Source organism: Psychrobacillus sp. NPDC058041, from assembly GCF_042885655.1.
Lineage (GTDB): Bacteria > Bacillota > Bacilli > Bacillales_A > Planococcaceae > Psychrobacillus.
This window is the reverse complement of record NZ_JBHVRO010000013.1, coordinates 45,768-70,146: the sequence shown is the minus strand read 5'-3', so window position 1 is coordinate 70,146 and position 24,379 is coordinate 45,768. Positions and strand designations below refer to the sequence as shown.

Below are 24,379 nucleotides of genomic sequence, written 5' to 3'. Positions count from 1 at the left end.
TATTATCATGGCATTTCAAATTAAAAAGGCTGCCGTTTTAGGTTCAGGGGTAATGGGTTCAGGAATTGCAGCTCATTTAGCAAATATCGGAATACCAACATTATTATTAGATATTATTCCAAATGAAGCTAGTAAAGAGGAAGAAGCAAAAGGATTAACTTTGGAGCATCCGGCAGTTCGAAATCGTTTCGCTCAAACGGCATTACAAAAATTATTAAAACAAAAACCAGCACCACTAACATCTACTAAAAATGTGCAATTAATAACAGCGGGGAATTTAGAAGATGATTTGGAAAAGTTAATCGATGTTGACTGGATAATTGAAGTGGTAGTCGAGAATTTAGAAGTGAAAAAGAAATTATATGAGAAGGTAGATGCTGTTCGAAAAGCTGGAACAATTGTTAGTTCCAATACATCTGGGATAAGCGTTAATGCAATGATAGAAGGTCGTTCTGAAGACTTTTGCAAACATTTCTTAGGAACTCATTTTTTTAATCCACCACGGTATTTAAAGCTTTTAGAGGTAATCCCTGCAAAAACAACTGATCCGGAAGTTGTAGCATTCATGAAGCAATTTGGAGAAGACGTTTTAGGTAAAGGAGTCGTTATTGCAAAAGACACTCCTAACTTTATTGCCAACCGTATTGGTACTTACGGTTTACTTGTCTCTTTGAGAGAAATGCAAACCCGTGGATATTCCGTAGGGGAAGTGGATTCTGTAACAGGTCCACTAATCGGGCGTCCGAAATCTGCGACATTCCGTACATTAGATGTGGTTGGACTTGATACATTTGCTCATGTAGCAAAAAATGTTCATGACCTAACAAATGGAGAAGAGCAAAAAGTATTTGAAGTGCCTGATTTCTTGCATACAATGCTAGAAAATAAATGGCTTGGTGCAAAAACAGGGCAAGGGTTCTTCTTGAAAAAAGATAAAGAAATTTTAGAACTAAATATAGATACACTTGAATATGAACCTGTAAAGAAATTAAAAACTCCATCTATAGAAATTGCTAAACAACAAAAAGGTCTTGCTGCCAAAGTGAAAACATTAACTTATGCAAAAGACCGAACTGGTGAACTTTTGTGGAGTATCTTAAGTCCAACACTTCTATATTCGGCTGAACTTCACGGAGAAATAGCTGATGATATCGTAGCTATTGACCAAGCTATGAAATGGGGATTTGGATGGGAACAAGGTCCTTTTGAAATCTGGGATTCAATTGGAGTAAAAGAATCCGTTGAAAAAATGAAATCGGAAGGGTTAGAAATTCCAGTCTTTGTTCAATCGTTATTGGATAAGGGATTCGATTCTTTCTATAAAGAAGAATCTGGAGATCTTTATTACTTCGATGGAAAAGAGTACAAAACCGTTCCTGTGAATGAAAAAGTAATTGACCTGAAAAGATATAAGAAAAAACATGGTGTTATTAAATCCAATTCTGGTGCAAGTTTAATAGACTTAGGTGATGGAATTGCATTACTTGAATTTCACTCTAAATCTAATTCAATTGGTATAGATATTGTACAAATGATCAACTTTGCTATAGATGAAGTGGAGAAAAATTACAAAGGTCTTGTCATTGGGAACCAAGGGAAAAACTTTAGTGTTGGGGCAAACCTTGGAATGATCCTAATGGAAGCACAAGATGACAATATTTTTGAATTAGATTTTGTTGTTCGTAGCTTTCAAAACGCGATGATGAAAATAAAATATTCCTCTAAACCGGTTGTTGCTGCTCCGTTCGGTATGACTTTAGGTGGGGGAGCAGAAGCCTGCTTGCCAGCAGCGCATATACAAGCGACGACTGAAACTTATATGGGGCTAGTAGAAGTGGGGGTTGGTCTAATCCCAGGAGGCGGCGGAAACAAAGAACTATATATGAAACATTTAAAAGGTCTTCCAAACGGTGTTCAAATAGACTATCAAAATGTTGCCAACAAAGTATTTGAAACAATTGCAATGGCAAAAGTATCGACTTCTGGGGAAGAAGCTTCCGAAAATAATTTCTTGAACTTTGCTGATGGTATTAGTGTGAATCCAGATCATCAAATATATGATGCAAAACAAGCGGCACTTGCTCTTGTAGATGCTGGCTATAAAGCGCCGATTCGCGAAAAAGTTCCTGTAACAGGATCACCTGGTTATGCAACGTTACTTTTAGGAGCAGAGGGGATGTTCCTATCTGGCTTTATTAGTGAGCATGATTTGAAAATAGCTAAAAAGCTTGCATATGTTATTGCGGGTGGGGAAGTTCCATACGGTACTTTGGTGGATGAGCAATATTTGCTTAATTTGGAACGAGAAGCTTTCTTGAGTCTAGTTGCTGATCCAAAATCACAAGCAAGAATGCAGCACATGCTAGTGAAAGGAAAGCCATTACGCAACTAATTTTGTGTTCAGGTTAAAGGAGGAAAACTCATGCGTGAAGCAGTTATTGTAGCAGGTGCAAGAACGCCAATAGGAAAAGCGAAAAAAGGATCTTTAGCAACAGTTCGTCCAGATGATTTTGGAGCATTAGTTGTTAAAGAAACGTTGAATAGAGCGGGCGGCTATGATGGCCCAATTGACGACTTAATTTTAGGATGTGCAATGCCGGAAGCAGAGCAGGGGATGAACGTTGCTCGAAACATTGGAGCGTTAGCGGGTCTACCGGATTCAACACCAGCAATAACAATAAATCGGTTCTGTTCTTCAGGATTACAATCTATTGCATATGCAGCAGAGCGAATCATGCTCGGGTCTTCGGAAGCAATTATTGCTGGTGGAGTAGAGTCGATGAGTATGGTGCCGATGATGGGAAATACGATTCGTCCAAATGCTCATTTAGCAGAAACAGCTCCTCAATACTATATGGGAATGGGGCATACAGCAGAGCAAGTAGCGAACAAATACGGAGTAAGTCGTGCAGATCAAGATGCTTTTGCAGTTCGTTCTCATGAACTTGCGGCAGCAGCTATCGAAGCAGGTAAGTTCAATGATGATATCGTTCCTGTCGAAGTAGTGAAGCATGTTGTAGATGAAAACAATAAAGCACAAGTGCAAAAGTTTTTATTCAAAATGGATGAAGGGGTTCGCGTAGGAACTTCGGTCGAAACTCTTGCAAAATTACGTCCAGTGTTTAATGTTCGAGGATCTGTAACTGCAGGAAATGCTTCCCAAACGTCAGACGGTGCAGGTGCTGTACTAGTGATGGACCGTGAATTAGCTGAAGCACAGGGGTTGAAGCCACTTGCAAAATTCCGTTCGTTCGCGGTTGGAGGGGTAGCTCCAGATGTAATGGGAATCGGCCCAATTGTAGCTGTTCCAAAAGCATTGAAACTAGCGGGTCTATCTATTGAAGATATTGATATTTGGGAGATCAATGAAGCATTTGCTTCGCAAGCGATTCAAGTAGTTCGTCATTTAGAAATTGATATCGATAAAGTAAATGTAAATGGTGGAGCAATTGCCTTAGGCCATCCACTTGGCGCAACTGGAACAATATTATCGTTAAAATTAATTAGTGAATTAAAACGTCAAGGTAAGCAGTTTGGTGTCGTTACTATGTGTATCGGCGGGGGAATGGGAGCAGCCGGCGTGTTTGAGCTTTTATAAAATAATCAATCTTTTAAACAGGAGGAAATGATCATGACTGTAGTTAAGGATGTAATTAAAGGCGGGAGCTTTTTAGTAGAGGACATAGATGCAAGTCGAGTATTTACACCTGAGGATTTCTCGGATGAACAAAAAATGATTGCAAAAACAGCGGATGACTATGTAAAAAGTCGAGTATTACCTGTTGTGGAAAATTTAGAACATCACGAGTTTGAGCATTCTGTACGTTTATTAAAAGAGGCAGGAGATCTTGGTTTACTTGCTGCTGACATTCCGGAAGAATACGGCGGACTTGGACTAGACAAAGTTTCTTCTGCACTTATTGCGGAAAAATTATCTGTAGCTGGTGGATTTTCCATCACACACGGAGCTCATGTAGGAATCGGTACTTTGCCAATCGTTTTATTCGGAAATGAAGAGCAAAAACAACAATACTTACCGAATTCAGCATCCGGCGATAAAATTTTTGCTTATGCGTTAACAGAGCCAGGCTCAGGTTCGGATGCATTAGGTGCAAAAACGACTGCAAAATTGAATGCAGAAGGTACTCATTACATTTTAAATGGCGAAAAGCAATGGATTACCAATGCGGGCTTTGCGGATGTATTTGTAGTTTATGCAAAAATAGATGGAGATAAATTCTCCGCTTTCATCGTAGAACGCGAATTTCCTGGCGTTTCTGTCGGTGCAGAAGAGAAGAAAATGGGTATTAAATCTTCGTCCACTCGCACACTGATTTTACAAGACGCGGAAGTACCTGTGGAAAACTTGCTAGGGGAAATAGGACGCGGTCATGTGATTGCCTTCAATATTTTGAACATCGGCCGCTACAAATTAGGAGTAGGTACTGTTGGAGGTTCTAAACGTGCTTTGGAGCTTGCGATATCTTACTCAAATCAGCGTCAACAATTTAAAACACCTATTTCTTCATTTAATTTAACAAAACAAAAATTAGCGACGATGGCTTCTAAATTGTATGCGACAGAAAGCCTGATCTATCGTACGGTTGGATATTTTGAGGATCGTATGAGTCGTTTAAGTGAAGCAGAACAAAAGGATGGTAAAGCAATTGCAGCTTCTATAGCGGAATACGCAATTGAATGTTCTATTAATAAAGTAGTAGGTTCAGAGGTATTAGATTATATCGCAGACGAAGCTGTTCAGCTACATGGCGGATATGGCTTTATGCAAGAATACGAAGTTGAGCGCATTTATCGTGATTCTCGTATTAACCGTATTTTCGAAGGAACCAACGAAATTAACCGTTTAATCGTACCTGGAACATTCTTGAAGAAAGCAATGAAAGGTGAGCTACCACTTCTTCAAAAAGCACAAAGCTTACAAGAAGAGTTATTAATGATGATGCCAGAAGAAGTAAGTGACGAACCACTTGCACAAGAAAAAGTTTTAGTAGCAAATGCGAAGAAAATTGGTCTACTTGCTGCTGGTCTAGCCGCACAACGTTTCGGTACTAAGCTAGAAACAGAACAAGAAGTTCTAGTGAATATTGCTAATATCGCAAATAATTTATTTGCAATGGAATCTGCAGTATTACGCACCGAAAAAGCAATTGGCCGTGATGGAGTAGATAAGGCACAGCAAAAACTACTTTATACTCAAATTTTCTGCCAAGAAGCATTTGAAGAAATCGAAAAAGCAGCGAAAGAAACACTGATTGCATCTGTAGAGGGTGATACCTTACGCATGATGCTATCTGCTTTACGTAAATTAACTCGTAACACACCATATAATGTAATTCTGAAAAAACGAGAAGCATCAGTTAAATTAATTGATGCAGAAAAATATATCGTTTAATAAAGTTTAGAAAGCCGATTCTTATTGCGAATCGGCTTTTTTCTATGAGTTATGGTTGTTTTCAAATAAAGTGGCAGTGATGAGTGGGAAACTCTGTGTTCCTTCGAAAGCTCGCTGCTTGTCAGCAAGTGGTAAACCCGTGTGCTCCTGCGCGAAGCTCGTCGCATAATCCCCTTACTTGTCAGTCCGCAAGGGGATTATGATATGATAAAAAGAAAAAAGGTGATATATATATGACGATTCAGTTTTTTGGTTATCCTAAATGTAGTACATGCAATAAAGCAAGCAAATGGTTGAGAGATAATGGCTTGGAATTTGAAAATAACCATATTGTAGAAACTCCTCCATCCAAAAAAATGATTAAAGAGATTCTAGCTACAACTAATATAGATTTAAAGAAATTGTTTAACACGAGCGGGACAAAATATCGTGAATTACAATTGAAGGACAAGCTACCAAATATGACAGAAGAAGCACAAATTGAAACTCTTATTTCTGATGGGATGCTTATAAAAAGACCCCTTGTATTTGACGGAGAACATTTAACCCTTGGATTCAAGGAAGAAGAGTTTGAACATATTTGGAAAAGCGTATAAAGTAGCTTGTTTTTAATACAGAAATATGTGAATATTAAAAGGGAATGTATAACTAATTGAGAGGGGTAAATCATGAGCACACCTAAAGAATTAAAATACTCAGAAGAGCACGAATGGGTTAAAACAGAAGCCGGTAAAGTACGCATTGGTATTACACATTTTGCACAATCAGAATTAGGGGATATCGTATTTGTAGAGCTTCCACAAGTTGGGGACGATATTAAATCCGGAGATCCATTTGGTAGTGTAGAATCAGTAAAAACTGTATCGGAACTTTACGCACCTATCAGCGGAAAAGTAGTAGAAGTTAACTCAGAATTAGAAGATAGCCCTGAATTCGTAAACGAATCTCCTTATGAAAATGCATGGATGATCGTTGTAGAACCTTCTGATTTATCAGAAATGGATGAACTATTATCTGCAGAACAATATGACGAATTAATTCAAGAATAATACAGTAATCTCCGTTCGATTCGGTATTACTAGATATAATTAATAATAGACATTCAATTACTAGTTAATTGGATGTCTATTTTTTATATTTTACTCATAGACTCAGCGATTAAGTGCTGATAGACTTGCGTTATGAGCTGCTAGCCAAGGCTAAGGTGCTTAAGTGATTAGCAGGTGCTGATAGACTTGTGTTATGCGCTGCTAGCCAAGGTTAAGGTGCTGAAGTGATTAATAGGTGCTGATAGACTTGAGTTATGCGCTGCTAGCCAAGGTTAAGGTGCTGAAGTGATTAGTAGGTGCTGATAGACTTGCGTTATGCGCTGATAGCCAAGGCTAAGGTGCTTATAGCAGTGTTTTAGGTGGTGAAGGAATTTGTAGGTTCAGTCAGACTATATAATCCGGAGCTTTTTCATATACTAATGGATAGGACGAATGAGGAGTGGAGCTAATGGAGTTCAGTGAAAAAGTAATTCTTGTTGAAGGAAGATCGGATAAATTGAGACTTTTAACTATTCTTGAGGAAGCCACTGAAATCATTTGTACAAATGGTACGATTTCTAATGTGAAATTAGAAGAACTGTTAAGTCCTTTTGAAGACATACCGATTTATGCTTTTCTAGATGCGGATAAATCAGGTGAACAAATTCGCGCTGTAGTCAGGAAAGAATATCCAGAAGCAATTCACTTATTTATTAGTCCGATGTATGGTGAAGTAGAAAAAACTCCACTCAAAGTTTTGGCTTCTATTTTACATCGTGCTAATATTAAAGTGAAAAAAGAATTTTTACTATAGGATGATGGATGTGAATGAATGGTCGAGAGAAGAATGGGAGAAGGCTAAAAATAGCCCCGATGTTTCTCTATTATATATATACACGCCAATGTGTGGCACTTGCCAAGTAGCTTCTAAGATGATGCTCGTAATAAAAGAATTGGTGCATTACTCAATTGGACAAGCGAATATAAATTATTTAGGGAATCTTGCAATGGAATACGAAATTGAGAGTGTTCCTTGTTTGTTAATTGCTAAAAATGGTAAAGTCCTAAAAAAAATATACGCATTTCAGTCAGTACCTTATTTATTTGATATAATAAAAAGTGTTGACGATAACTGAATGTCGTGCTAAAATTCGATTTACTAACAACAATTAAATAGTGTCGCTCTTATTAAGAGAGGTGGAGGGAAGTGCCCTATGAAGCCCGGCAACCGTCATGAAAATGAAATGGTGCCAAGTCACGCAAAGCAATTGCTTTGGGAAATGAGAGAATGGATGATTGTTATTTTTGATGATAACATACAGCCCTTCTGCTCTTTTGCAGAAGGGCTTTTTATTATAGAAAAGGAGGATTTGCATGATTAGTTTGAAAAATGTTTCGAAAAAGTTTAGCACGAAACAAGGTACAATTGTCGCCGTGGATGATGTAAATCTTGATATAAAAAAAGGTGAAATATTCGGGATTATTGGGTACAGTGGTGCTGGTAAAAGTACCATGATCCGATTATTGAATGGATTAGAAAAGCCTACTTCGGGACAAATAATCGTAAACAATAAAGAAATTACTTCCATAAATGAAGTTAAGCTACGTCAAGTAAGACAAAAGGTTAGTATGATTTTCCAACATTTTAACCTTCTATGGTCAAGAACAGTTGCAGAAAATATTGCTTTTCCTCTTGAAATAGCAGGGGTACCTAAAGAACAACGATCTGCTCGAGTGAAGGAACTTATAGAACTTGTTGGTTTGGATGGAAGAGGAGATTATTATCCATCCCAATTATCAGGTGGTCAGAAGCAACGAGTTGGGATTGCTAGAGCATTAGCAAACGGTCCAGAAGTTTTGCTTTGTGATGAAGCAACTTCTGCACTCGATCCGGAAACAACGGATTCCATTTTAGATTTGTTAGTAAGTATTAATGAAAAATTGGGGTTAACCATCGTATTAATTACCCATGAGATGCAAGTCATTCAAAAAATCTGTAATCGAGTAGCAGTTATGGAAAGTGGTGTTGTGGTAGAAGAGGGAGATGTATTAGAGGTTTTCCAAAATCCACAGCAGGCCATCACAAAGCGATTTGTTTCACAAGTCTCCGAGAATAACCAAGCGAAACAGACGATACAAAACTTGGGAGAGTTATATCCAAATGGGAAGTTGATAAAACTTGTTTTTGTTGGAGATCAAACAGAGCAACCAATTCTCTCTAGATTAATAAAGCAATTTGATTTAGAAGTAAACATAGTGCAAGGAAATATATCGCATACGAAGAGTGGGGCATATGGAACACTAATTCTTCAATTAGACGGAGACGCTAGAGCAATTGATGAAGGAATTCGATTCATACACGAACAAAAAGTAAATACAGAGGTGATCAACAATGATTAATACGTTTTTTCCAAATGTTGATTGGCCTAAAATGTGGGATGCTGCACTAGAAACACTTTATATGACAGCAATATCAACTTTATTAACATTTGTTATTGGGTTGGCGCTTGGACTTCTATTATTTTTAACTAGTCCACATCAAGCATGGGCCAATAAATTCGCTAACTGGCTTACAGGAGCAGTTGTGAATATATTTCGCTCTATTCCATTTATTATTTTAATTATTTTATTGATTCCATTAACAATATTTCTGGTCGGTACAATGCGTGGCCCAAATGCTGCATTCCCAGCGCTTGTTATAGGAGCAGCACCGTTTTATGCACGAATGGTATTAATCGGACTTCGAGAGATTGACAAAGGAGTTTTAGAAGCGGCAAAATCGATGGGTGCTACAACTTCTACTATAATATGGAAGGTGTTATTGCCTGAATCGTTGCCGTCATTAGTTTCTGGTATTACCGTAACTTGTATTTCGTTAGTTGGGTATACAGCGATGGCGGGTATTATTGGTGCTGGTGGACTTGGTACTCTAGCTTTTTTAGACGGATTTCAACGCTCTAGAGGGGATGTTACTCTAGTTGCAACCATTCTTATTTTGATTGTGGTATTTATAATTCAATGGATTGGCGATTTAATTACATCTAAAATCGATAAAAGATAATTGGTGTTTACGAGTTTACTCGATTATATATTTATTAAACAGATAAAAAGGAGAGAAATGTAATGAAGAAATTATTAGTAGGAGCATTATTAGCAGTAAGTTTATTAGCTTTAGCTGCTTGTGGTGCTAAAGATAGCAGCAATGGTGCTAAAGAAAATACCAAACTAGTAGTAGGAGCTTCTAACGTTCCACATGCAGAAATTCTAGAGAAAGTTAAACCAATATTAGCTAAAGAAGGCATTGACCTAAAAATTGAAACATACCAAGACTATATTTTACCAAACAAAGATTTGGAGTCTAAAGCTTTAGATGCTAATTATTTCCAACACATTCCTTACCTAGAATCACAAATTAAAGACAATGGCTATGATTTCGTAAACGCAGGTGGAATTCATATTGAACCAATCGGTGTTTATTCTAAAAAATATAAATCATTAGAAGAGCTACCAGAAGGCGCTACTATTATTATGAGTAACTCTGTTGCCGACCACGGTCGTATTTTATCTCTATTAGAAGCAAAAGGTTTGATTAAACTTAAAGATGGTATTGATAAAACAAAAGCGGAAGTAAAAGATGTTGTTGAAAATCCAAAAAATTTAAAGTTTGATGCTAATTATGAAGCTGCTCTACTAGTACAACTGTATGAAAATAGTGAAGGTGACGCAGTACTTATCAACTCTAACTATGCAATTGACGCAGGCTTAAATCCAATCAAAGATTCTATCGCTTTAGAAGATAAAGAATCTCCATATGTTAATATTATCGCTGTTCGTAAAGGCGATGAAAATAAACCAGAAATTAAAAAACTTGTAGAAGCTTTAAAATCGAAAGAGATTCAAGATTTCATTCTTGAAAAATGGAATGGATCAGTTGTTCCAGTGAAATAATAAAGTAGAAGCAGGCATGTAAAATCATGTCTGCTTTTTTTATTTTGGAGAACGAGTAGATTTGATTTATTATTCATGCTATTCTGATTTCGAGGTGATGAAAAATTGATTGCTAAAACTTATGTAAATTCTATGCATGTGGAAGCAATGGAAAAACTATTAAAAAGAATACCACAGGAGCATCGACAGTATTTAAAAGTTTTGAATGAAATTGGTGCAACAAAAGGAGGGAATTTTGGGGAAGAAGTTGTATATAAAGACCTAGAAAAAATGCAGTTGCCGTTTAAATATTATGTATTTCACAAATTGTTACTGCATGCTGAAAATACTTTCGAACTGGATTTCTTACTAATCACTCCCTTTGGTGCAGTAATTTTGGAAGTCAAAAATATTATCGGCGAGTTAGAGTTCCAAGAGAATCCATCCCAGCTCATCCAACGAAAAGAAACAGGGGAGATAAAAAAATACCCTTGCCCCGCTCTCCAACTAAACGAATACAAATACCAACTTTCACAATTTTTCATGGATCATAATATTTTAGTTCCAATCTATGGTGCTGTTGTATTCGCATCCCGTAATAGTTTTGTGAAAGCTTCTACTGACAAAGCAATAATACTTAATAGGAACGATGTCAGGCCATACCTTCGACAATTTCAAAAGCATAAACCCACACTTACTATAGAAGAAATTGAAAAAAGGAAAGATATTCTTCTAATGAAAAATACCCCATTTGCTAAATTCCCACTAACCAAACATTATTCCATACAACCAGAAGAACTTAAAAAAGGTGCTGAATGTAGTAAATGCGGTTTTATAGGTATGCACAAACGCAAACGTACATGGCATTGCCCAGCATGTAAAACTAATGATCCCCATGCATTTAAAAATGCACTAACTACCTATTTTTTATTGTATAAAGATTCTATCACCAATAAAGAATGTAGAGAGTTTCTACTATTAAACAATAGACATGAGGCTAATAAGATTCTTTCCAAATCTAATTTAATTAAACAAGGCAATAACAAAAGCACGATATATAAAATGAAGAAGCCTTTCATTAACTAGATGAAAGGCTTTTGATATGAAAAAAAGCATTATGAATGCTTATCAAAGAAATAGCATTGTCATAAGCAGCAAGAGAATGCAAAAGCACCTAAGCGGTGATTATAAGCGCCTACCTGGAGTCCATGAGCATCTACTGGAAGTCAATGAGCGCCTACCTGGAGTCCGTGAGCACCTAAAGCGAGTCTATAAGCACCTAACGAAAGCAGAAGCGTCTAAGTGTTCGCTATAAGCGCCTACCTGGAGTCCATGAGCGCCTAAAGTGAGTCTATAAGCACCTACCGAAAGCAGAAGCGCCTAAGTGTTCGCTATAAGCACCTACCGTGAGCGCCTAAAGCGAGTCTATAAGCGCCTAACGAAAACAGAAGCGCCTGAGTGTTCGCTATAAGCACCTACCGGGAGTCCGTGAGCGCCTAAAGCGAGTCTATAAGCGCCTAACGAAAACAGAAGCGCCTAAGTGTTCGCTATAAGCGCCTACCTGGAGTCAGTGGGCGCCTAAAGCGAGTCTATAAGCACCTAACGAAAGCATAAGCGCCTAAGCGTTCGCTATAAGCGCCTACCGGGAGTCCGTGAGCGCCTAAAGCGAGTCTATAAGCACCTAACGAAAGCATGAGCTCCTAAGTGTTCGCTATAAGTGCCTACCTGGAGTCCGTGAGCGCCTAAAGTGAGGCTATAAGCACCTACCGGGAGTCCGTGAGCGCCTAAAGCGAGTCTATAAGCGCCTAACGAAAACAGAAGCGCCTGAGTGTTCGCTATAAGCACCTACCTGGAGTCCATGAGCACCTAAAGCGAGTCTATAAGCACCTACCCGGAGTCCATGAGCGCCTACCAAAATGCCCCTAGATAATTTCTTTCCTTAAAAATATGTTTTGTAATCCATGTTAACGGGTATACAAGTAATGAAAGTGTTTTAAAAATCGAAAGGAATGATTCATTATCAGTTTGGAAGAGTTGCCGTACACAGAGCAAATGGACCACGCGTTTAGAGGAGTTCACGGTTTCGGCTACAAAGAATTACGAAACAGTCAAGACTTGCGGATGAAAGTTGAACTACGTAGACAGCGAGATCATGAGAAGAGTGTCCAACTAGTCGCGAAAATTGATGCTCAAACTTTTCGAGGTTAATTGAATAGAAAAAGAGAATCCGTGGAGAATACTATCTTCATGGATTTTTTATGTATTTGAATGAAATCCATTCTCATTTATGGTGTTCTTATTGAAAATATAAGGGGAATATTATTATGTTGGAGTTTAATTGAAAAGTTAATAGAAAGTATGAAATATAATCGTTTTGTATTCTAAATGAGAAAGTATTTCAAAAGATTTGCAAGGCAGTAGACTTTGGGTTAAGATTAGAATGATAATAAATTAGAATGGAATACCATTCATAGTTACCTAATGGAGGTTATTAAATGTCAACTTTAGTGATTAAGGATTTACACGTTGCTATCGACGGTAAAGAGATTTTAAAGGGTCTTAATTTAACAATTAATACAAATGAAATTCACGCGGTAATGGGTCCAAATGGTACTGGTAAATCAACTTTAGCATCTGCTATTATGGGACATCCTAAATATGAGGTTACTTCTGGTTCAATTGAATTAGACGGTGAAGATGTATTAGCAATGGAAGTAGATGAACGCGCTCAAGCTGGTCTATTTTTAGCTATGCAATATCCAAGTGAGATTACAGGTGTGACAAATGCAGACTTCTTACGTTCAGCTATTAATTCACGTCGTGAAGAAGGCGATGAGATTTCTTTAATGAAATTTATTCGTGAACTTGACAGCAAAATGGAATTTTTAGAAATGGACTTAGATATGGCTCAACGTTATTTAAATGAAGGGTTCTCTGGTGGAGAAAAGAAACGTAATGAAATTCTTCAATTAATGATGTTAAAACCAAAATTCGCTATTTTAGATGAAATCGACTCTGGACTTGATATCGATGCATTAAAAGTTGTTTCAAAAGGAATCAATGAAATGCGTGGAGAAGGATTCGGCAGCTTAGTAATCACTCACTACCAACGCCTTCTTAACTACATAACTCCGGATCATGTACATGTAATGATGCAAGGACGCGTTGTTAAATCTGGCGGTCCTGAGCTAGCTCAGAAATTAGAAGCTCAAGGGTATGATTGGATTAAAGAAGAGTTAGGAATTGAAGACGAGACAGTTGGACAAGAAGCATAAGAAAGGGGACGAATCAGCATGACGGTTGAAACAAAATTGGCATTAACCGAGCAGAATATCCGCTCCTTTTCAGAAAGTAAACAAGAACCAAGTTGGATGACGGAACTTCGTCTAAAAGCACTAGGTGAGCTTGAAACACTTCCAATGCCAAAACCAGATAAAACAAAAATAATTAATTGGAATTTCACTGAATTTCCTACACATACTGTAGAAAGCAATGTTTTTTCATCTTTAGACGAATTACCTGAAGAAATGAAAACACTTGTAAATGCAGAAGAACAAAAAAATATATACATTCAACACAATAATACACCTGCTTTTGTTTCCTTATCAGATGATTTAAAAGCGAAAGGTGTTATTTTAACCGATATTTATTCAGCTATGCGTGATCATAGTGAGCTTGTTCAAAAATATTTTATGACTGATGGCGTAAAAGTAAATGAACACAAACTTACAGCACTTCACGCAGCACTTTTAAATGGTGGAGTATTTGTATACGTACCAAAAAATGTTGTGGTAGAAGAGCCGATTCAAGTTATTTATTTGCACGATGACGAAAATGCATCTCTTTTCAATCATACTTTATTAGTTGCAGACGATAACAGTGTTGTAACATATGTGGAGAACTATTTATCAACAGTAAAACATGCAAACGGTTTAGCAAATATTGTTTCTGAAGTAATTGCTAAGGATAATGCAAAAGTAACTTTTGGTACAGTAGACGTTCTTGCAGAAGGCTTTACTACGTATGTAAATCGTCGTGGAGTTACAAGCCGTGATGCTGTTCTTGAATGGGCGCTAGGTATGATGAATGATAGCGATACAATTTCTGAAAATGTAACCCATTTAGTCGGGGACAATTCAGAAGGTCATGTAAAAATGGTTGTTGTAGGGCGAGGAAAGCAAAAACAAAACTTTACAACAAAAGTTATCCATTGGGGTAAACATACAAATGGTCAAATCTTGAAGCACGGTGTAATGAAAGATGAAGCATCTTCTATTTTCAACGGTATCGGGAAAATTGAATTCGGAGCAACGAAATCGAATGCAGAGCAAGAATCCCGCGTTCTAATGTTAAGTGAAAAAGCTCGTGGAGATGCAAATCCAATTCTATTAATCGATGAAGATGATGTAACAGCAGGTCACGCAGCTTCTGTTGGCCGAGTAGACCCACTTCAGTTGTACTATTTAATGAGCCGTGGTATTTCGAAACACGAAGCAGAGCGTCTAGTTATTCACGGATTCCTTGCTCCAGTAGTAACCGAATTACCAATCGACGGTGTGAAGAAACAGCTGACGGAGGTTATTGAAAGGAAAGTCCGCTAATGCTCAGTAAAGAAATTCGAAGCTATTTTCCGATATTAGATCAGGAAATTAATGGACACCCCCTTGTTTACTTAGACAGCGGGGCCACTTCTCAAAAGCCAGTTCAAGTAATTGAAGCAATCAAAAAGTATTATGAATTTGATAACTCAAATGTACATCGCGGTGTACATACACTTGGTAATCGTGCAACGGAAGATTATGAGGGTGCACGTGAAAAGGTTCGAAAATTTATTAATGCTAAGTCAACAAAAGAAATAATATTTACACGTGGGACAACTACATCCATCAATACAGTCGCGAAGAGCTATGGCTTAGCAAATGTAAAAGAAGGCGATGAAATTGTTATTACGCCTATGGAACACCATTCCAATATTATTCCTTGGCAGCAACTTGCTAAGGAAACAGGCGCTACGCTTAAATATATTGATTTAGAAGAAGATGGAACATTATCTTTAGAAAAAGTGCGTGCAACGATAACAGATAAGACAAAAATTGTTTCCGTTGTTTACGTGTCAAATGTATTAGGCACGATGAACCCAATCAAAGAAATTACGCAAATTGCGCATGAGCATGGAGCTATAATGGTAGTGGACGGAGCACAAGCTGCACCACATTTAAAACTAGATGTTCAAAACTTAGATTGTGATTTTCTTGCTTTTTCAGGACATAAAATGTGCGGTCCTACTGGTATTGGTGTACTTTACGGAAAACAAGAGTTGCTCGAAGAAATGGAACCGATTGAATTTGGTGGGGAAATGATTGATTTTGTAGGTTTGTATGAATCTACATGGAAAGAACTACCGTGGAAATTCGAAGGTGGAACACCTATAATTGCAGGTGCCATTGGTCTCGGTGCAGCGATTGATTTTCTAGAAGAAATTGGTCTAGAGGAAATTGAAAAACATGAACATGAGTTAGCTGCATTGGCCATGGAAAAAATGTCTACAATTGAAGGCTTAACAATTTATGGACCAAAAGATCCATCAAAACGAGCGGGAATTGTAACATTTAATTTAGATAATGTGCATCCACATGATGTTGCAACTGTACTTGATATGAATGGAATTGCTGTTCGGGCAGGTCATCATTGTGCACAACCATTGATGAAGTGGTTACAATGTACGGCAACTGCAAGAGCAAGTTTTTATATTTATAATACAGAAGAAGATATTGACCAACTAGTTGCTGGATTGCGCACTGCAAAGGAGTATTTTAGCGATGTCTTCTAATTTAGATCAACTATACCGACAAGTAATTATGGATCACTATAAAAATCCTCGTAACAAAGGTAGCATTGAGGATGGTGCTTTAACAATTGATATGAACAACCCAACTTGCGGAGATCGCATCCATTTAACACTTCAAGTGGAAGATGGCATAATCCAAAATGCAAAGTTCGATGGGGAAGGTTGTTCCATTTCGATGGCATCCGCATCTATGATGACCCAAGCAGTAAAAGGGAAGAAAGTAGAAGAGGCATTGCAACTATCTACGATTTTCTCCGATATGATGCTTGGAAAAGAATATGATGACTCTATAGACCTTGACGATATCGAGGCATTACACGGTGTTTCTAAGTTTCCAGCACGTATTAAATGTGCTACTCTTGCTTGGAAAGCAATGGAAAAGGGCGTTTCTGAAGAACAGAAATAAAATGAGAACGGAGGAAATACAATGGCAAAAAAAATGCCTGAAATTGGTGATTATAAATATGGTTTTCACGATAAAGATGTATCCATTTTCCGTTCAAAACGTGGATTAACAAAAGAAATCGTTGAAGAAATTTCACGTATGAAAGACGAACCACAATGGATGTTAGATTATCGTTTAAAAGCATTAGAAATATTCTACTCAAAACCTATGCCACAATGGGGTGGAGAATTAGGTGCACTTAACTTTGATGAAATTACGTACTATGTAAAACCATCAGAGGGAACAGAAAAATCATGGGATGAAGTACCAGAAGAAATCAAAGCAACATTTGATAAGCTTGGTATTCCTGAAGCAGAACAAAAATACCTTGCAGGTGTTTCTGCTCAATATGAGTCGGAAGTTGTTTATCATAACATGAAACAAGAACTTCAAGATTTAGGTATCGTATTTAAAGATACAGATTCTGCTCTACGTGAAAATGAAGACATTTTCAAACAACACTGGGGAACTGTAATTCCTTCATCAGATAATAAGTTCTCTGCACTAAACTCAGCAGTTTGGTCAGGTGGATCATTCATCTATGTACCACCAGGTGTGAAAGTGGATACACCACTTCAAGCTTACTTCCGTATTAACTCTGAAAATATGGGGCAGTTTGAACGTACACTAATCATTGTGGATGAAGGCGCTTCTGTACATTATGTTGAAGGTTGTACAGCTCCTGTATATACAACAAACTCACTTCATAGTGCCGTTGTAGAAATTATCATTAAAAAAGATGCATATTGCCGTTATACAACTATCCAAAACTGGGCTAACAACGTTTATAACTTAGTTACTAAACGTGCAGTTTGTGATGCTAACGCAACAATGGAATGGATTGACGGAAATATCGGATCTAAATTAACGATGAAATATCCAGCTGTTATCCTTAAAGGTGAAGGCGCACGTGGTATGACACTTTCTATCGCAATTGCTGGTAAAGGACAACATCAAGATGCTGGTGCGAAAATGATGCATTTAGCTCCAAATACTTCTTCTACAATTGTATCGAAATCAATTTCGAAACAAGGTGGAAAAGTAACGTACCGTGGTATCGTACATTTTGGACGTAAAGCAACAGGTGCTCGTGCGAACATCGAATGTGATACTTTAATCATGGATAATCTGTCAACTTCTGATACAATTCCATACAACGAAATCTTGAACGATAATATTTCTCTTGAACACGAAGCGAAAGTTTCAAAAGTTTCAGAAGAGCAATTATTCTACTTGATGAGTCGTGGTTTAAGTGAAGAAGAAGCAACAGAAATGATCGTAATGGGCTTCATCGAGCCATTCACAAAAGAACTTCCAATGGAATATGCGGTTGAAATGAACCGTTTAATCAAGTTCGAAATGGAAGGTTCTATCGGTTAATGTATTTATAGCAGAGATTCAAAGGGGGCAACCATTATGGTTGCCCCTTTTTTATACTTTTTGCATTTAATTTAATTAACCATTAGGAATAGTATTTTATTGTTCGCATCAAAAAGTATTGGATAATATTTCCGAGAAGAGATATTATTTTCAATAAGGGGGTTTACAAAATGAGTCGAATAATATATTTATTGTTATCTATTTTTGTAGGGTTATTTATACTATATTCAGCATTTAATATTATTGTAAATTTTAGAAGCTACAACTATATTGATATAATAATCGTTATTATTGTGTTTTTTGGATTTATTTATGCTGAATACTTGCTTATAAGGAGATATCTAAAATCATCTACACCTGAAGCAATAGAACTATATCGGAAAAAGAAAGCTCTGAATCTAGAAGAACAAAATGAGGGTAAACTTGAAATGATGAAACGAAAAAGTATGGTACCAGGGTCAAAGGCACGCATGAAATTGTTGAATGCGGATAAGTGTATATTGGTGAGACATCTAATAGGATTACCACTTTTAGAAGGTATTGATACTTATATTTACAGATGTGAGGATAAGATTATCTTTGAGCGAAGTAAAGATACATTTGAATTGGACATAGAAAAAGTGAGAGACATTATTTTGAGAACAGATATAGAAATCCAAAGAGATTTTGTAAATGGAGATGGTTCAATACACAAAAATATATTTGGGACCTATACAGTTAATAATGATGTAAAAGAAATACAAACGAAATTAATAAAAAAATTCCTTATATTTGCTTATGAAAAGGATTGGGAAAGAGAGTATATAGCTTTTGAAGTTACGAATGAACCAAAGGCTGCTTTGTTTGTAAATTATTATGAGGAATTAAAAAACCGAGAAAATCAGATACAAAGTTTATGATTAAAAGAGAGATAAAGATCAAAAGTTCGATAATATAATCGGCAAAAAGTTCGAAGAAGCTTTTTAAAAGTTGAAAGTAACTTGCATCCTTATTGTAGGATGTTTTTTTATTTATCAGTAAATGAAGCAATGTGTAAATCTAGGAAAGTCTACAAGATTCTTCTCTATTATAAGAAAATTATATAATCCTATACGTCTGCTTTTTTGCGTTTTTCTGTCGTTAGAAATGGTTAAGTGATATGATACTATTGTATATACAGTGGGGTGAACAGATGATTAAAATTGGTTTAACAGGTTGGGGAGATCATCCAGAATTATACGTATCAACCGCAAAAGAGAGACTACAAGATTATAGTTCACATTTCCCAATAGTGGAATTAGATGCATCATTTTATGCCATTCAACCATTAAAGAATACGTTAAAATGGTTAAAGGAAACACCTGATAATTTCCAATTTGTTGTAAAGGCATATCAAGGAATTACTGGTCATCTCCGTGGTGAATCACCTTTCAATTCTCCAAAGGAAATGTTTGAAATATACCGACAGTCAGTCATTCCTTTTAAAGAGGAAGGAAAGCTATCTATGGTTTTAGTGCAATTTCCACCTTGGTTTCAATGCGTAAAAGAAAATGTAGATTATCTACTAAGAATAAGAGAAGAGTTAAGAGATTTTGAAGTAGCGATTGAGTTCCGACATCAATCTTGGTATGCTTCAGAGTTAAAAAATAGAACGATTGATTTCTTGAAAACACACTCTTTTCATCATTCAGTTTGTGATGAGCCACAAGTTGGGCAAGGGTGTATTCCTCTAGTTCCAATAGCAACAACAGATAAAGTACTTGTCCGATTACATGGACGAAATACATATGGATGGATTAACCCAGGAAACAATGAAAAATGGAGAGAAGTTCGTTATTTGTATGACTATAACAAAGAAGAGCTTTCAGCAATTAAAAAACATTGCGAGCAATTAGAAAAACAAGCAAAAGAAGTAGTAGTTTTATTCAATAATAACTCTGGAGGGCACGCTGCGAAGAATGCAAAAGCTTTTCAACAAATGCTTGGTATTGAATTTAAAGGCTTGTCTCCAAAACAATTAGATTTATTTGAAGGTGGTATTTAATTTAATGGAATGGTTACTATTAGCAGTTGCAGGATTGTTCTCAGGAGTTGTGGGAGCATTAGTTGGCTTAGGTGGAGGTGTAATCTTAGTTCCAGCTGTTTTATTTTTCGGTACAACTCTTGGTTTAATACCTAATATTACACCTCAAAGTGTTGTAGGACTCTCAGTTGTAATGATGATTTTCACTGGTCTTTCTTCAACATTATCTTATATGAAAACAAAAACGGTAGATTTTAAGAGTGGATTTATTTTCTTTATTGGAAGTATACCGGGAACAATTCTTGGTGCTTGGGTAAATAAAGGACTTGATTTACCATCTTTTAATTTATACTTTGGCATTCTATTAATCATTTTGTCTACTCTATTACTTGTACGTAATCGTTTAAAGCCAGTTAAATGGTTTGTCGAAAATGGAAAGAAAAGAACTTTTACAGATGACAAAGATACATATGTATACGGTTTTCCAATTTGGTTTGCCTTGCTGTTAACATTTGCAGTTGGTTTTGCATCCGGTCTATTTGGCATTGGAGGGGGTTCTATCATTGTCCCTGCAATGATTTTATTATTTCTATTTCCTCCTCATGTGGCTGTTGGAACGTCGATGTTTATGGTGTTTTTATCTTCCATTATCAATTCAATCACGCATGTATCTTTAGGAAACGTTCCATGGCTATATACAATACCTGTTATTCCAGCTGCGTATATTGGTGCTAAATTAGGAGCAAATTTAAATAAAAAGCTCAATTCAGAGACATTAGTAGTGGCACTTCGCATTGTATTGCTTCTATTAGGGGTACGATCTATAATAGCTGGACTTATGTAAAACAAAAAGGTGGGAGTATGTTGAGAGAAACGATTCAAATTTATCATACGAATGATTTGCATAGTCATTTAGAAAACTGGCCGACTATTCATCAGTTTCTCTCCGAAAAACGAGCTTTACATGAAACGTGTCTAATTTTAGATATCGGTGATCATATCGATCGATCCAATATTTTCACAGAGGGAACACTTGGCAGAGGGAATGTCGAGTTACTAAATGAAGCCAGTTATGATTATGTTACAATCGGCAACAACGAAGGAATCACATTAAGCCATGAGATCTTAGAAAATCTTTATATGGATGCGAATTTTGAAGTCATTGTCTCTAATTTTACAAATGAAAAAGGAGAAGTTCCCTCATGGATGGTGCCATATAAAATCCATCAAACTTCTTCTGGTATTCGAATAGGAATTATAGCTGCTACAGCTGATTTTGGCTTTTATTATGAAAAATTGGGATGGCATATTCAGAATCCGATAAATCGATTAAAAGAAGTATGTGAGGAAATTAAGAACAAAGTAGATATTATACTGTGTATGTCCCATTTAGGGATAACGCAAGACGAGTTAATATCCGAGCAAATTCCTCAAATTGATGTTATTTTTGGCTCGCATACCCATCACTTTTTTGAAGAAGGAAAAATGATAAATGGAACACTACAAGCTGCTGCGGGCAAATACGGGGCATATGTAGGTCAAGTAACATTAGTCTATGACCACGATATTAAGGGGATTGTCACTAAAAAGGCAAGACTATATCCTGTTGAAGAACTTGATAAGCCTGTAAATTATTTAGAGCAAATGGAATTGTGGAATCATATAGGAAACAAAAATTTAGGATATCCAATCTTTCAAAATTCTATATTCTTAAAGAAAGATTGGTTCCATTCCTCCAATATGTCCGATTTCTTTGGAAAAGCGTTATTAGCATTTACAGGGGCTGATTGTGCAATGTTTCCAGCAGGGATTTTCTTAACGGATTTACCTAAAGGGAGTATTAATGCTAGTGATTTACATAAGCTTTTACCCCATCCAATAAATCCGTGTGTGATCTCTTTAACAGGTGCGGAATTGTTAGAAACAATTCAAATATCCAAAAATGAAACATGGCCACGTTTAGAAGTAAAGGGTTTAGGATTTAGAGGTAAATATTTGGGGGCAATGCAATTTGTAGAATTAACGGAACAGGAAAATGGTGACGTTTATGTGGAAGGAAAAATTTTGCAGCTAGAGAAGACATATACGCTTGCAACTTTAGACATGTTTACTTTTGGTTATTTTTTCCCTGCATTTAAATTTGCAAAAAAACAATATTTTATGCCAGAATTCATTCGAGATGTTATGAAGTGGTATGGAAAACAACAAGAATCCATAACGTAATTCACATAAAAAATCCTTCTATTACATATTAGTAATTAGGGGGATTTTTTCTGTTTTATCGGCAAAAGAAGCGTTTTACATTATTAACGAAGCAGCGTAAATTGGCCATTTTTTTGACTTGTTTTATGCTTTCGGTTGCGGGTTTGTTTTATTGGGTCAATAGTAGACTAACACCTACTTTTCTTCGATATGCGGATGTTCAAACAAATAAAATAGCTTCAATGGTTATTAGTAAAGCGGTTAGTGCCACTAATGTATTAGATATAAGTGAAATTATGGATGAGGTTCCATCTGACAATAATAATATGCAGACCATTAAGTTTAATACAGATATCATTACTAAGAAACTATCCGAAACGAACAGTTTAGTCCAACAACATTTAGAACAAGCGGAACAAGGAAATTTATCCAGTTTACCTTATTTAGATGATATTGAATATGATGAGCAAAAAATGGAGAACGGAGGCGGAGTTGTTTTTTTTGTTCCATTGGCTGAAGCAACTAATATTCCGCTTATTGGTAACTTAGGACCGAAAATTCCCATAAGATTTCATGTAATAGGTAATGTACAATCTACCGTAGAATCGAACATTCAAGAGTTTGGAATTAACAGTGCCTTAGTTGAAATAAACATTCGAATTAAAGTAAATGTTCAAGTTATTGTCCCGCTGGCAAGCAAAATGAGCACGGTGGAGCAAAAAATTCCAGTGGCAATGGGATTAGTACAGGGGCAGGTTCCTAATTTCTATAATAAAGGAGAGAGTCTACGTCCTTCGGTAGACATACCCGTTACAACTCCAGGAACTAAGTAATTTTAAATATGGATTGTAGACAGACCCGATAAAAATCGAGTTTGCCTACAGTCTTTTTTTTTAGAAATAACCATTTGCTTTCCGTGAAAGACTATCGAAATTCCTATGAAGCAAACGATTCAGGATGGGGCTTGGAGTGCACTGTAATGAAGTTAAAAAAAATATAGAATATATATGAAAAAAGGAAAAATATCTCAGGACCTTTTCCATTAAGAAAATCTTTTATTTACAATCTGTTGGATATAGAAAATCCTCCCTTTTTCTTAGTGCTAACAAGACATGATAAGGTTGTTTGAAATGAAATAATATGTTACATTGACAACAGTGTAGTTAGTTTTTTAAGAATGGGGTCGAAAAAATAATGACATCGTGTAAACCACCGAAAACAGAGCATCAGCGTAAGCCTGATTGGTTAAAAATAAAATTAAATACAAATGAAGACTATAAAGGTCTTAAAAAGTTAATGCGTGAAAATAATTTACATACAGTATGTGAGGAAGCAAGATGTCCAAATATTCATGAGTGCTGGGGATCACGTAGAACAGCTACCTTCATGATTCTTGGTGCAGTTTGTACGCGAGCATGTCGTTTTTGTGCAGTCAAAACAGGTCTTCCAACTGAGCTAGATTTAGCAGAACCTGAACGTGTAGCAGATTCAGTCGTTATCATGAACTTAAAGCATGTTGTAGTTACAGCAGTTGCTCGTGATGATCTTAAAGACGGTGGTTCAGAAGTATTTGCGGAAACTATTCGTGCGATACGTCGTAAAAATCCATTTACAACGATTGAAGTTTTACCTTCAGATATGGGTGGAATTGAACAAAATATCCGCAACATTATGGATGCGAAACCAGATATTTTGAATCACAATATTGAAACTGTTCGACGTTTAACACCAAGAGTTCGTGCAAGAGCAAAATACGATCGTTCTCTTGAATTATTACGTCGTGCAAAAGAAATGCAACCAACTATTCCAACTAAATCTTCTTTAATGTTAGGCTTGGGAGAAACGCATGAAGAAATATTAGAAGTAATGGATGATTTACGTGCAAATAACGTAGATATTATGACAATTGGTCAGTATTTACAACCAACGAAAAAACATCTACCGGTTCTAAAATATTATTCACCAGCAGAGTTTGGTGAATTACGTAAAATAGCAATGAGTAAAGGATTCTCACATTGTGAAGCAGGACCACTTGTAAGAAGTAGTTATCATGCAGATGAACAAGTGAATGCTGCAGCGAAGCAAAGACAAGCTCAAGGTGAAGAACTACTCGCTACTCAAAAAAGCTAATGGA

The 24,379-nt window shown here is 36.5% G+C and carries 23 protein-coding genes and 1 riboswitch; all 23 genes read left to right on the top strand.

Annotated elements, in window-relative coordinates:
• Window positions 1–7 precede the first annotated feature (7 nt).
• The 23 genes from ACFVR1_RS17385 to lipA all read left to right on the top strand — a co-directional run bounded on the left by ACFVR1_RS17385 (window position 8) and on the right by lipA (window position 24,375).
• Complete coding sequence (locus tag ACFVR1_RS17385; RefSeq protein WP_387585831.1) at window positions 8–2,392, top strand: 3-hydroxyacyl-CoA dehydrogenase/enoyl-CoA hydratase family protein; 2,385 nt, start codon at window positions 8–10, stop codon at window positions 2,390–2,392.
• 30 nt (window positions 2,393–2,422) lie between these two features.
• The gene (locus ACFVR1_RS17380) at window positions 2,423–3,598 is read left to right on the top strand and encodes an acetyl-CoA C-acetyltransferase (RefSeq protein WP_387585829.1); all 1,176 of its coding nucleotides are present in this window, start codon (window positions 2,423–2,425) and stop codon (window positions 3,596–3,598) included.
• 33 nt (window positions 3,599–3,631) lie between these two features.
• The gene (locus ACFVR1_RS17375) at window positions 3,632–5,413 is read left to right on the top strand and encodes an acyl-CoA dehydrogenase family protein (RefSeq protein ID WP_387585828.1); all 1,782 of its coding nucleotides are present in this window, start codon (window positions 3,632–3,634) and stop codon (window positions 5,411–5,413) included.
• Window positions 5,414–5,646: 233 nt separating this feature from the next.
• The gene (locus tag ACFVR1_RS17370) at window positions 5,647–6,009 is read left to right on the top strand and encodes an arsenate reductase family protein (protein ID WP_387585826.1); all 363 of its coding nucleotides are present in this window, start codon (window positions 5,647–5,649) and stop codon (window positions 6,007–6,009) included.
• Between the two features lie 72 nt (window positions 6,010–6,081).
• Window positions 6,082–6,462, top strand: a complete 381-nt coding sequence (gene gcvH, locus ACFVR1_RS17365) for a glycine cleavage system protein GcvH (protein ID WP_387585825.1) — start codon at window positions 6,082–6,084, stop codon at window positions 6,460–6,462.
• A gap of 448 nt (window positions 6,463–6,910) precedes the next feature.
• Window positions 6,911–7,255 (top strand): toprim domain-containing protein, encoded by a 345-nt coding sequence (locus ACFVR1_RS17360; RefSeq protein ID WP_387585823.1) that lies wholly within the window; start codon window positions 6,911–6,913, stop codon window positions 7,253–7,255.
• Window positions 7,256–7,265: 10 nt separating this feature from the next.
• Window positions 7,266–7,577: a thioredoxin family protein gene (locus tag ACFVR1_RS17355; protein ID WP_387585821.1), complete on the top strand. Its 312-nt coding sequence runs from the start codon at window positions 7,266–7,268 to the stop codon at window positions 7,575–7,577.
• Between the two features lie 46 nt (window positions 7,578–7,623).
• Window positions 7,624–7,728, top strand: a riboswitch (SAM riboswitch).
• Between the two features lie 87 nt (window positions 7,729–7,815).
• Window positions 7,816–8,841, top strand: coding sequence for a methionine ABC transporter ATP-binding protein (locus ACFVR1_RS17350; protein ID WP_387585820.1), 1,026 nt, complete (start codon window positions 7,816–7,818; stop codon window positions 8,839–8,841).
• Complete coding sequence (locus tag ACFVR1_RS17345) at window positions 8,834–9,502, top strand: methionine ABC transporter permease (RefSeq protein ID WP_387585818.1); 669 nt, start codon at window positions 8,834–8,836, stop codon at window positions 9,500–9,502. Before ACFVR1_RS17350 ends, ACFVR1_RS17345 begins: the two co-directional genes overlap by 8 nt.
• Before the next feature lie 62 nt (window positions 9,503–9,564).
• Window positions 9,565–10,389, top strand: a complete 825-nt coding sequence (locus ACFVR1_RS17340) for a MetQ/NlpA family ABC transporter substrate-binding protein (RefSeq protein WP_387585817.1) — start codon at window positions 9,565–9,567, stop codon at window positions 10,387–10,389.
• Window positions 10,390–10,494: 105 nt separating this feature from the next.
• The gene (locus tag ACFVR1_RS17335) at window positions 10,495–11,454 is read left to right on the top strand and encodes an NERD domain-containing protein (RefSeq protein WP_387585816.1); all 960 of its coding nucleotides are present in this window, start codon (window positions 10,495–10,497) and stop codon (window positions 11,452–11,454) included.
• 966 nt (window positions 11,455–12,420) lie between these two features.
• Window positions 12,421–12,576, top strand: a complete 156-nt coding sequence (locus ACFVR1_RS19575) for a YuzK family famiily protein (protein WP_483880171.1) — start codon at window positions 12,421–12,423, stop codon at window positions 12,574–12,576.
• A 287-nt stretch (window positions 12,577–12,863) separates the two neighbouring features.
• Entirely contained in the window at window positions 12,864–13,643 is a 780-nt protein-coding gene (gene sufC / locus ACFVR1_RS17330) for a Fe-S cluster assembly ATPase SufC (protein WP_387585814.1), read from the top strand.
• Between the two features lie 18 nt (window positions 13,644–13,661).
• Window positions 13,662–14,969 (top strand): Fe-S cluster assembly protein SufD, encoded by a 1,308-nt coding sequence (gene sufD / locus ACFVR1_RS17325; RefSeq protein ID WP_387585813.1) that lies wholly within the window; start codon window positions 13,662–13,664, stop codon window positions 14,967–14,969.
• Complete coding sequence (locus ACFVR1_RS17320; RefSeq protein WP_387585812.1) at window positions 14,969–16,198, top strand: cysteine desulfurase; 1,230 nt, start codon at window positions 14,969–14,971, stop codon at window positions 16,196–16,198. Before sufD ends, ACFVR1_RS17320 begins: the two co-directional genes overlap by 1 nt.
• Window positions 16,188–16,622, top strand: a complete 435-nt coding sequence (gene sufU / locus ACFVR1_RS17315; protein ID WP_387585811.1) for a Fe-S cluster assembly sulfur transfer protein SufU — start codon at window positions 16,188–16,190, stop codon at window positions 16,620–16,622. Before ACFVR1_RS17320 ends, sufU begins: the two co-directional genes overlap by 11 nt.
• Before the next feature lie 21 nt (window positions 16,623–16,643).
• Window positions 16,644–18,041, top strand: coding sequence for a Fe-S cluster assembly protein SufB (gene sufB, locus ACFVR1_RS17310; RefSeq protein WP_387585809.1), 1,398 nt, complete (start codon window positions 16,644–16,646; stop codon window positions 18,039–18,041).
• Between the two features lie 170 nt (window positions 18,042–18,211).
• Window positions 18,212–18,940, top strand: a complete 729-nt coding sequence (locus ACFVR1_RS17305; protein WP_387585807.1) for a hypothetical protein — start codon at window positions 18,212–18,214, stop codon at window positions 18,938–18,940.
• Between the two features lie 272 nt (window positions 18,941–19,212).
• Window positions 19,213–20,064, top strand: coding sequence for a DUF72 domain-containing protein (locus ACFVR1_RS17300; RefSeq protein WP_387585805.1), 852 nt, complete (start codon window positions 19,213–19,215; stop codon window positions 20,062–20,064).
• Between the two features lie 4 nt (window positions 20,065–20,068).
• Window positions 20,069–20,887: a sulfite exporter TauE/SafE family protein gene (locus tag ACFVR1_RS17295; RefSeq protein ID WP_387585804.1), complete on the top strand. Its 819-nt coding sequence runs from the start codon at window positions 20,069–20,071 to the stop codon at window positions 20,885–20,887.
• 20 nt (window positions 20,888–20,907) lie between these two features.
• Window positions 20,908–22,266 carry a bifunctional metallophosphatase/5'-nucleotidase gene (locus tag ACFVR1_RS17290; RefSeq protein WP_387585802.1) on the top strand — a complete coding sequence of 453 codons (1,359 nt, stop codon included), beginning with the start codon at window positions 20,908–20,910 and terminating at the stop codon, window positions 22,264–22,266.
• A gap of 101 nt (window positions 22,267–22,367) precedes the next feature.
• Window positions 22,368–23,078, top strand: a complete 711-nt coding sequence (yunB, locus tag ACFVR1_RS17285; protein ID WP_387585801.1) for a sporulation protein YunB — start codon at window positions 22,368–22,370, stop codon at window positions 23,076–23,078.
• 361 nt (window positions 23,079–23,439) lie between these two features.
• Entirely contained in the window at window positions 23,440–24,375 is a 936-nt protein-coding gene (lipA, locus tag ACFVR1_RS17280; protein WP_387585800.1) for a lipoyl synthase, read from the top strand.
• Window positions 24,376–24,379: the final 4 nt, after the last annotated feature.

Bases quoted from the DNA above. Each gene is read 5' to 3' on its own strand.
- ACFVR1_RS17385 (WP_387585831.1), top strand. From the start codon at position 8: ATGGCATTTCAAATTAAAAAGGCTGCCGTTTTAGGTTCAGGGGTAATG.
- ACFVR1_RS17380 (WP_387585829.1), top strand. From the start codon at position 2,423: ATGCGTGAAGCAGTTATTGTAGCAGGTGCAAGAACGCCAATAGGAAAA.
- ACFVR1_RS17375 (WP_387585828.1), top strand. From the start codon at position 3,632: ATGACTGTAGTTAAGGATGTAATTAAAGGCGGGAGCTTTTTAGTAGAG.
- ACFVR1_RS17370 (WP_387585826.1), top strand. From the start codon at position 5,647: ATGACGATTCAGTTTTTTGGTTATCCTAAATGTAGTACATGCAATAAA.
- gcvH (WP_387585825.1), top strand. From the start codon at position 6,082: ATGAGCACACCTAAAGAATTAAAATACTCAGAAGAGCACGAATGGGTT.
- ACFVR1_RS17360 (WP_387585823.1), top strand. From the start codon at position 6,911: ATGGAGTTCAGTGAAAAAGTAATTCTTGTTGAAGGAAGATCGGATAAA.
- ACFVR1_RS17350 (WP_387585820.1), top strand. From the start codon at position 7,816: ATGATTAGTTTGAAAAATGTTTCGAAAAAGTTTAGCACGAAACAAGGT.
- ACFVR1_RS17345 (WP_387585818.1), top strand. From the start codon at position 8,834: ATGATTAATACGTTTTTTCCAAATGTTGATTGGCCTAAAATGTGGGAT.
- ACFVR1_RS17340 (WP_387585817.1), top strand. From the start codon at position 9,565: ATGAAGAAATTATTAGTAGGAGCATTATTAGCAGTAAGTTTATTAGCT.
- ACFVR1_RS19575 (WP_483880171.1), top strand. From the start codon at position 12,421: ATGGACCACGCGTTTAGAGGAGTTCACGGTTTCGGCTACAAAGAATTA.
- sufC (WP_387585814.1), top strand. From the start codon at position 12,864: ATGTCAACTTTAGTGATTAAGGATTTACACGTTGCTATCGACGGTAAA.
- sufD (WP_387585813.1), top strand. From the start codon at position 13,662: ATGACGGTTGAAACAAAATTGGCATTAACCGAGCAGAATATCCGCTCC.
- ACFVR1_RS17320 (WP_387585812.1), top strand. From the start codon at position 14,969: ATGCTCAGTAAAGAAATTCGAAGCTATTTTCCGATATTAGATCAGGAA.
- sufU (WP_387585811.1), top strand. From the start codon at position 16,188: ATGTCTTCTAATTTAGATCAACTATACCGACAAGTAATTATGGATCAC.
- sufB (WP_387585809.1), top strand. From the start codon at position 16,644: ATGGCAAAAAAAATGCCTGAAATTGGTGATTATAAATATGGTTTTCAC.
- ACFVR1_RS17305 (WP_387585807.1), top strand. From the start codon at position 18,212: ATGAGTCGAATAATATATTTATTGTTATCTATTTTTGTAGGGTTATTT.
- ACFVR1_RS17300 (WP_387585805.1), top strand. From the start codon at position 19,213: ATGATTAAAATTGGTTTAACAGGTTGGGGAGATCATCCAGAATTATAC.
- ACFVR1_RS17295 (WP_387585804.1), top strand. From the start codon at position 20,069: ATGGAATGGTTACTATTAGCAGTTGCAGGATTGTTCTCAGGAGTTGTG.
- lipA (WP_387585800.1), top strand. From the start codon at position 23,440: ATGACATCGTGTAAACCACCGAAAACAGAGCATCAGCGTAAGCCTGAT.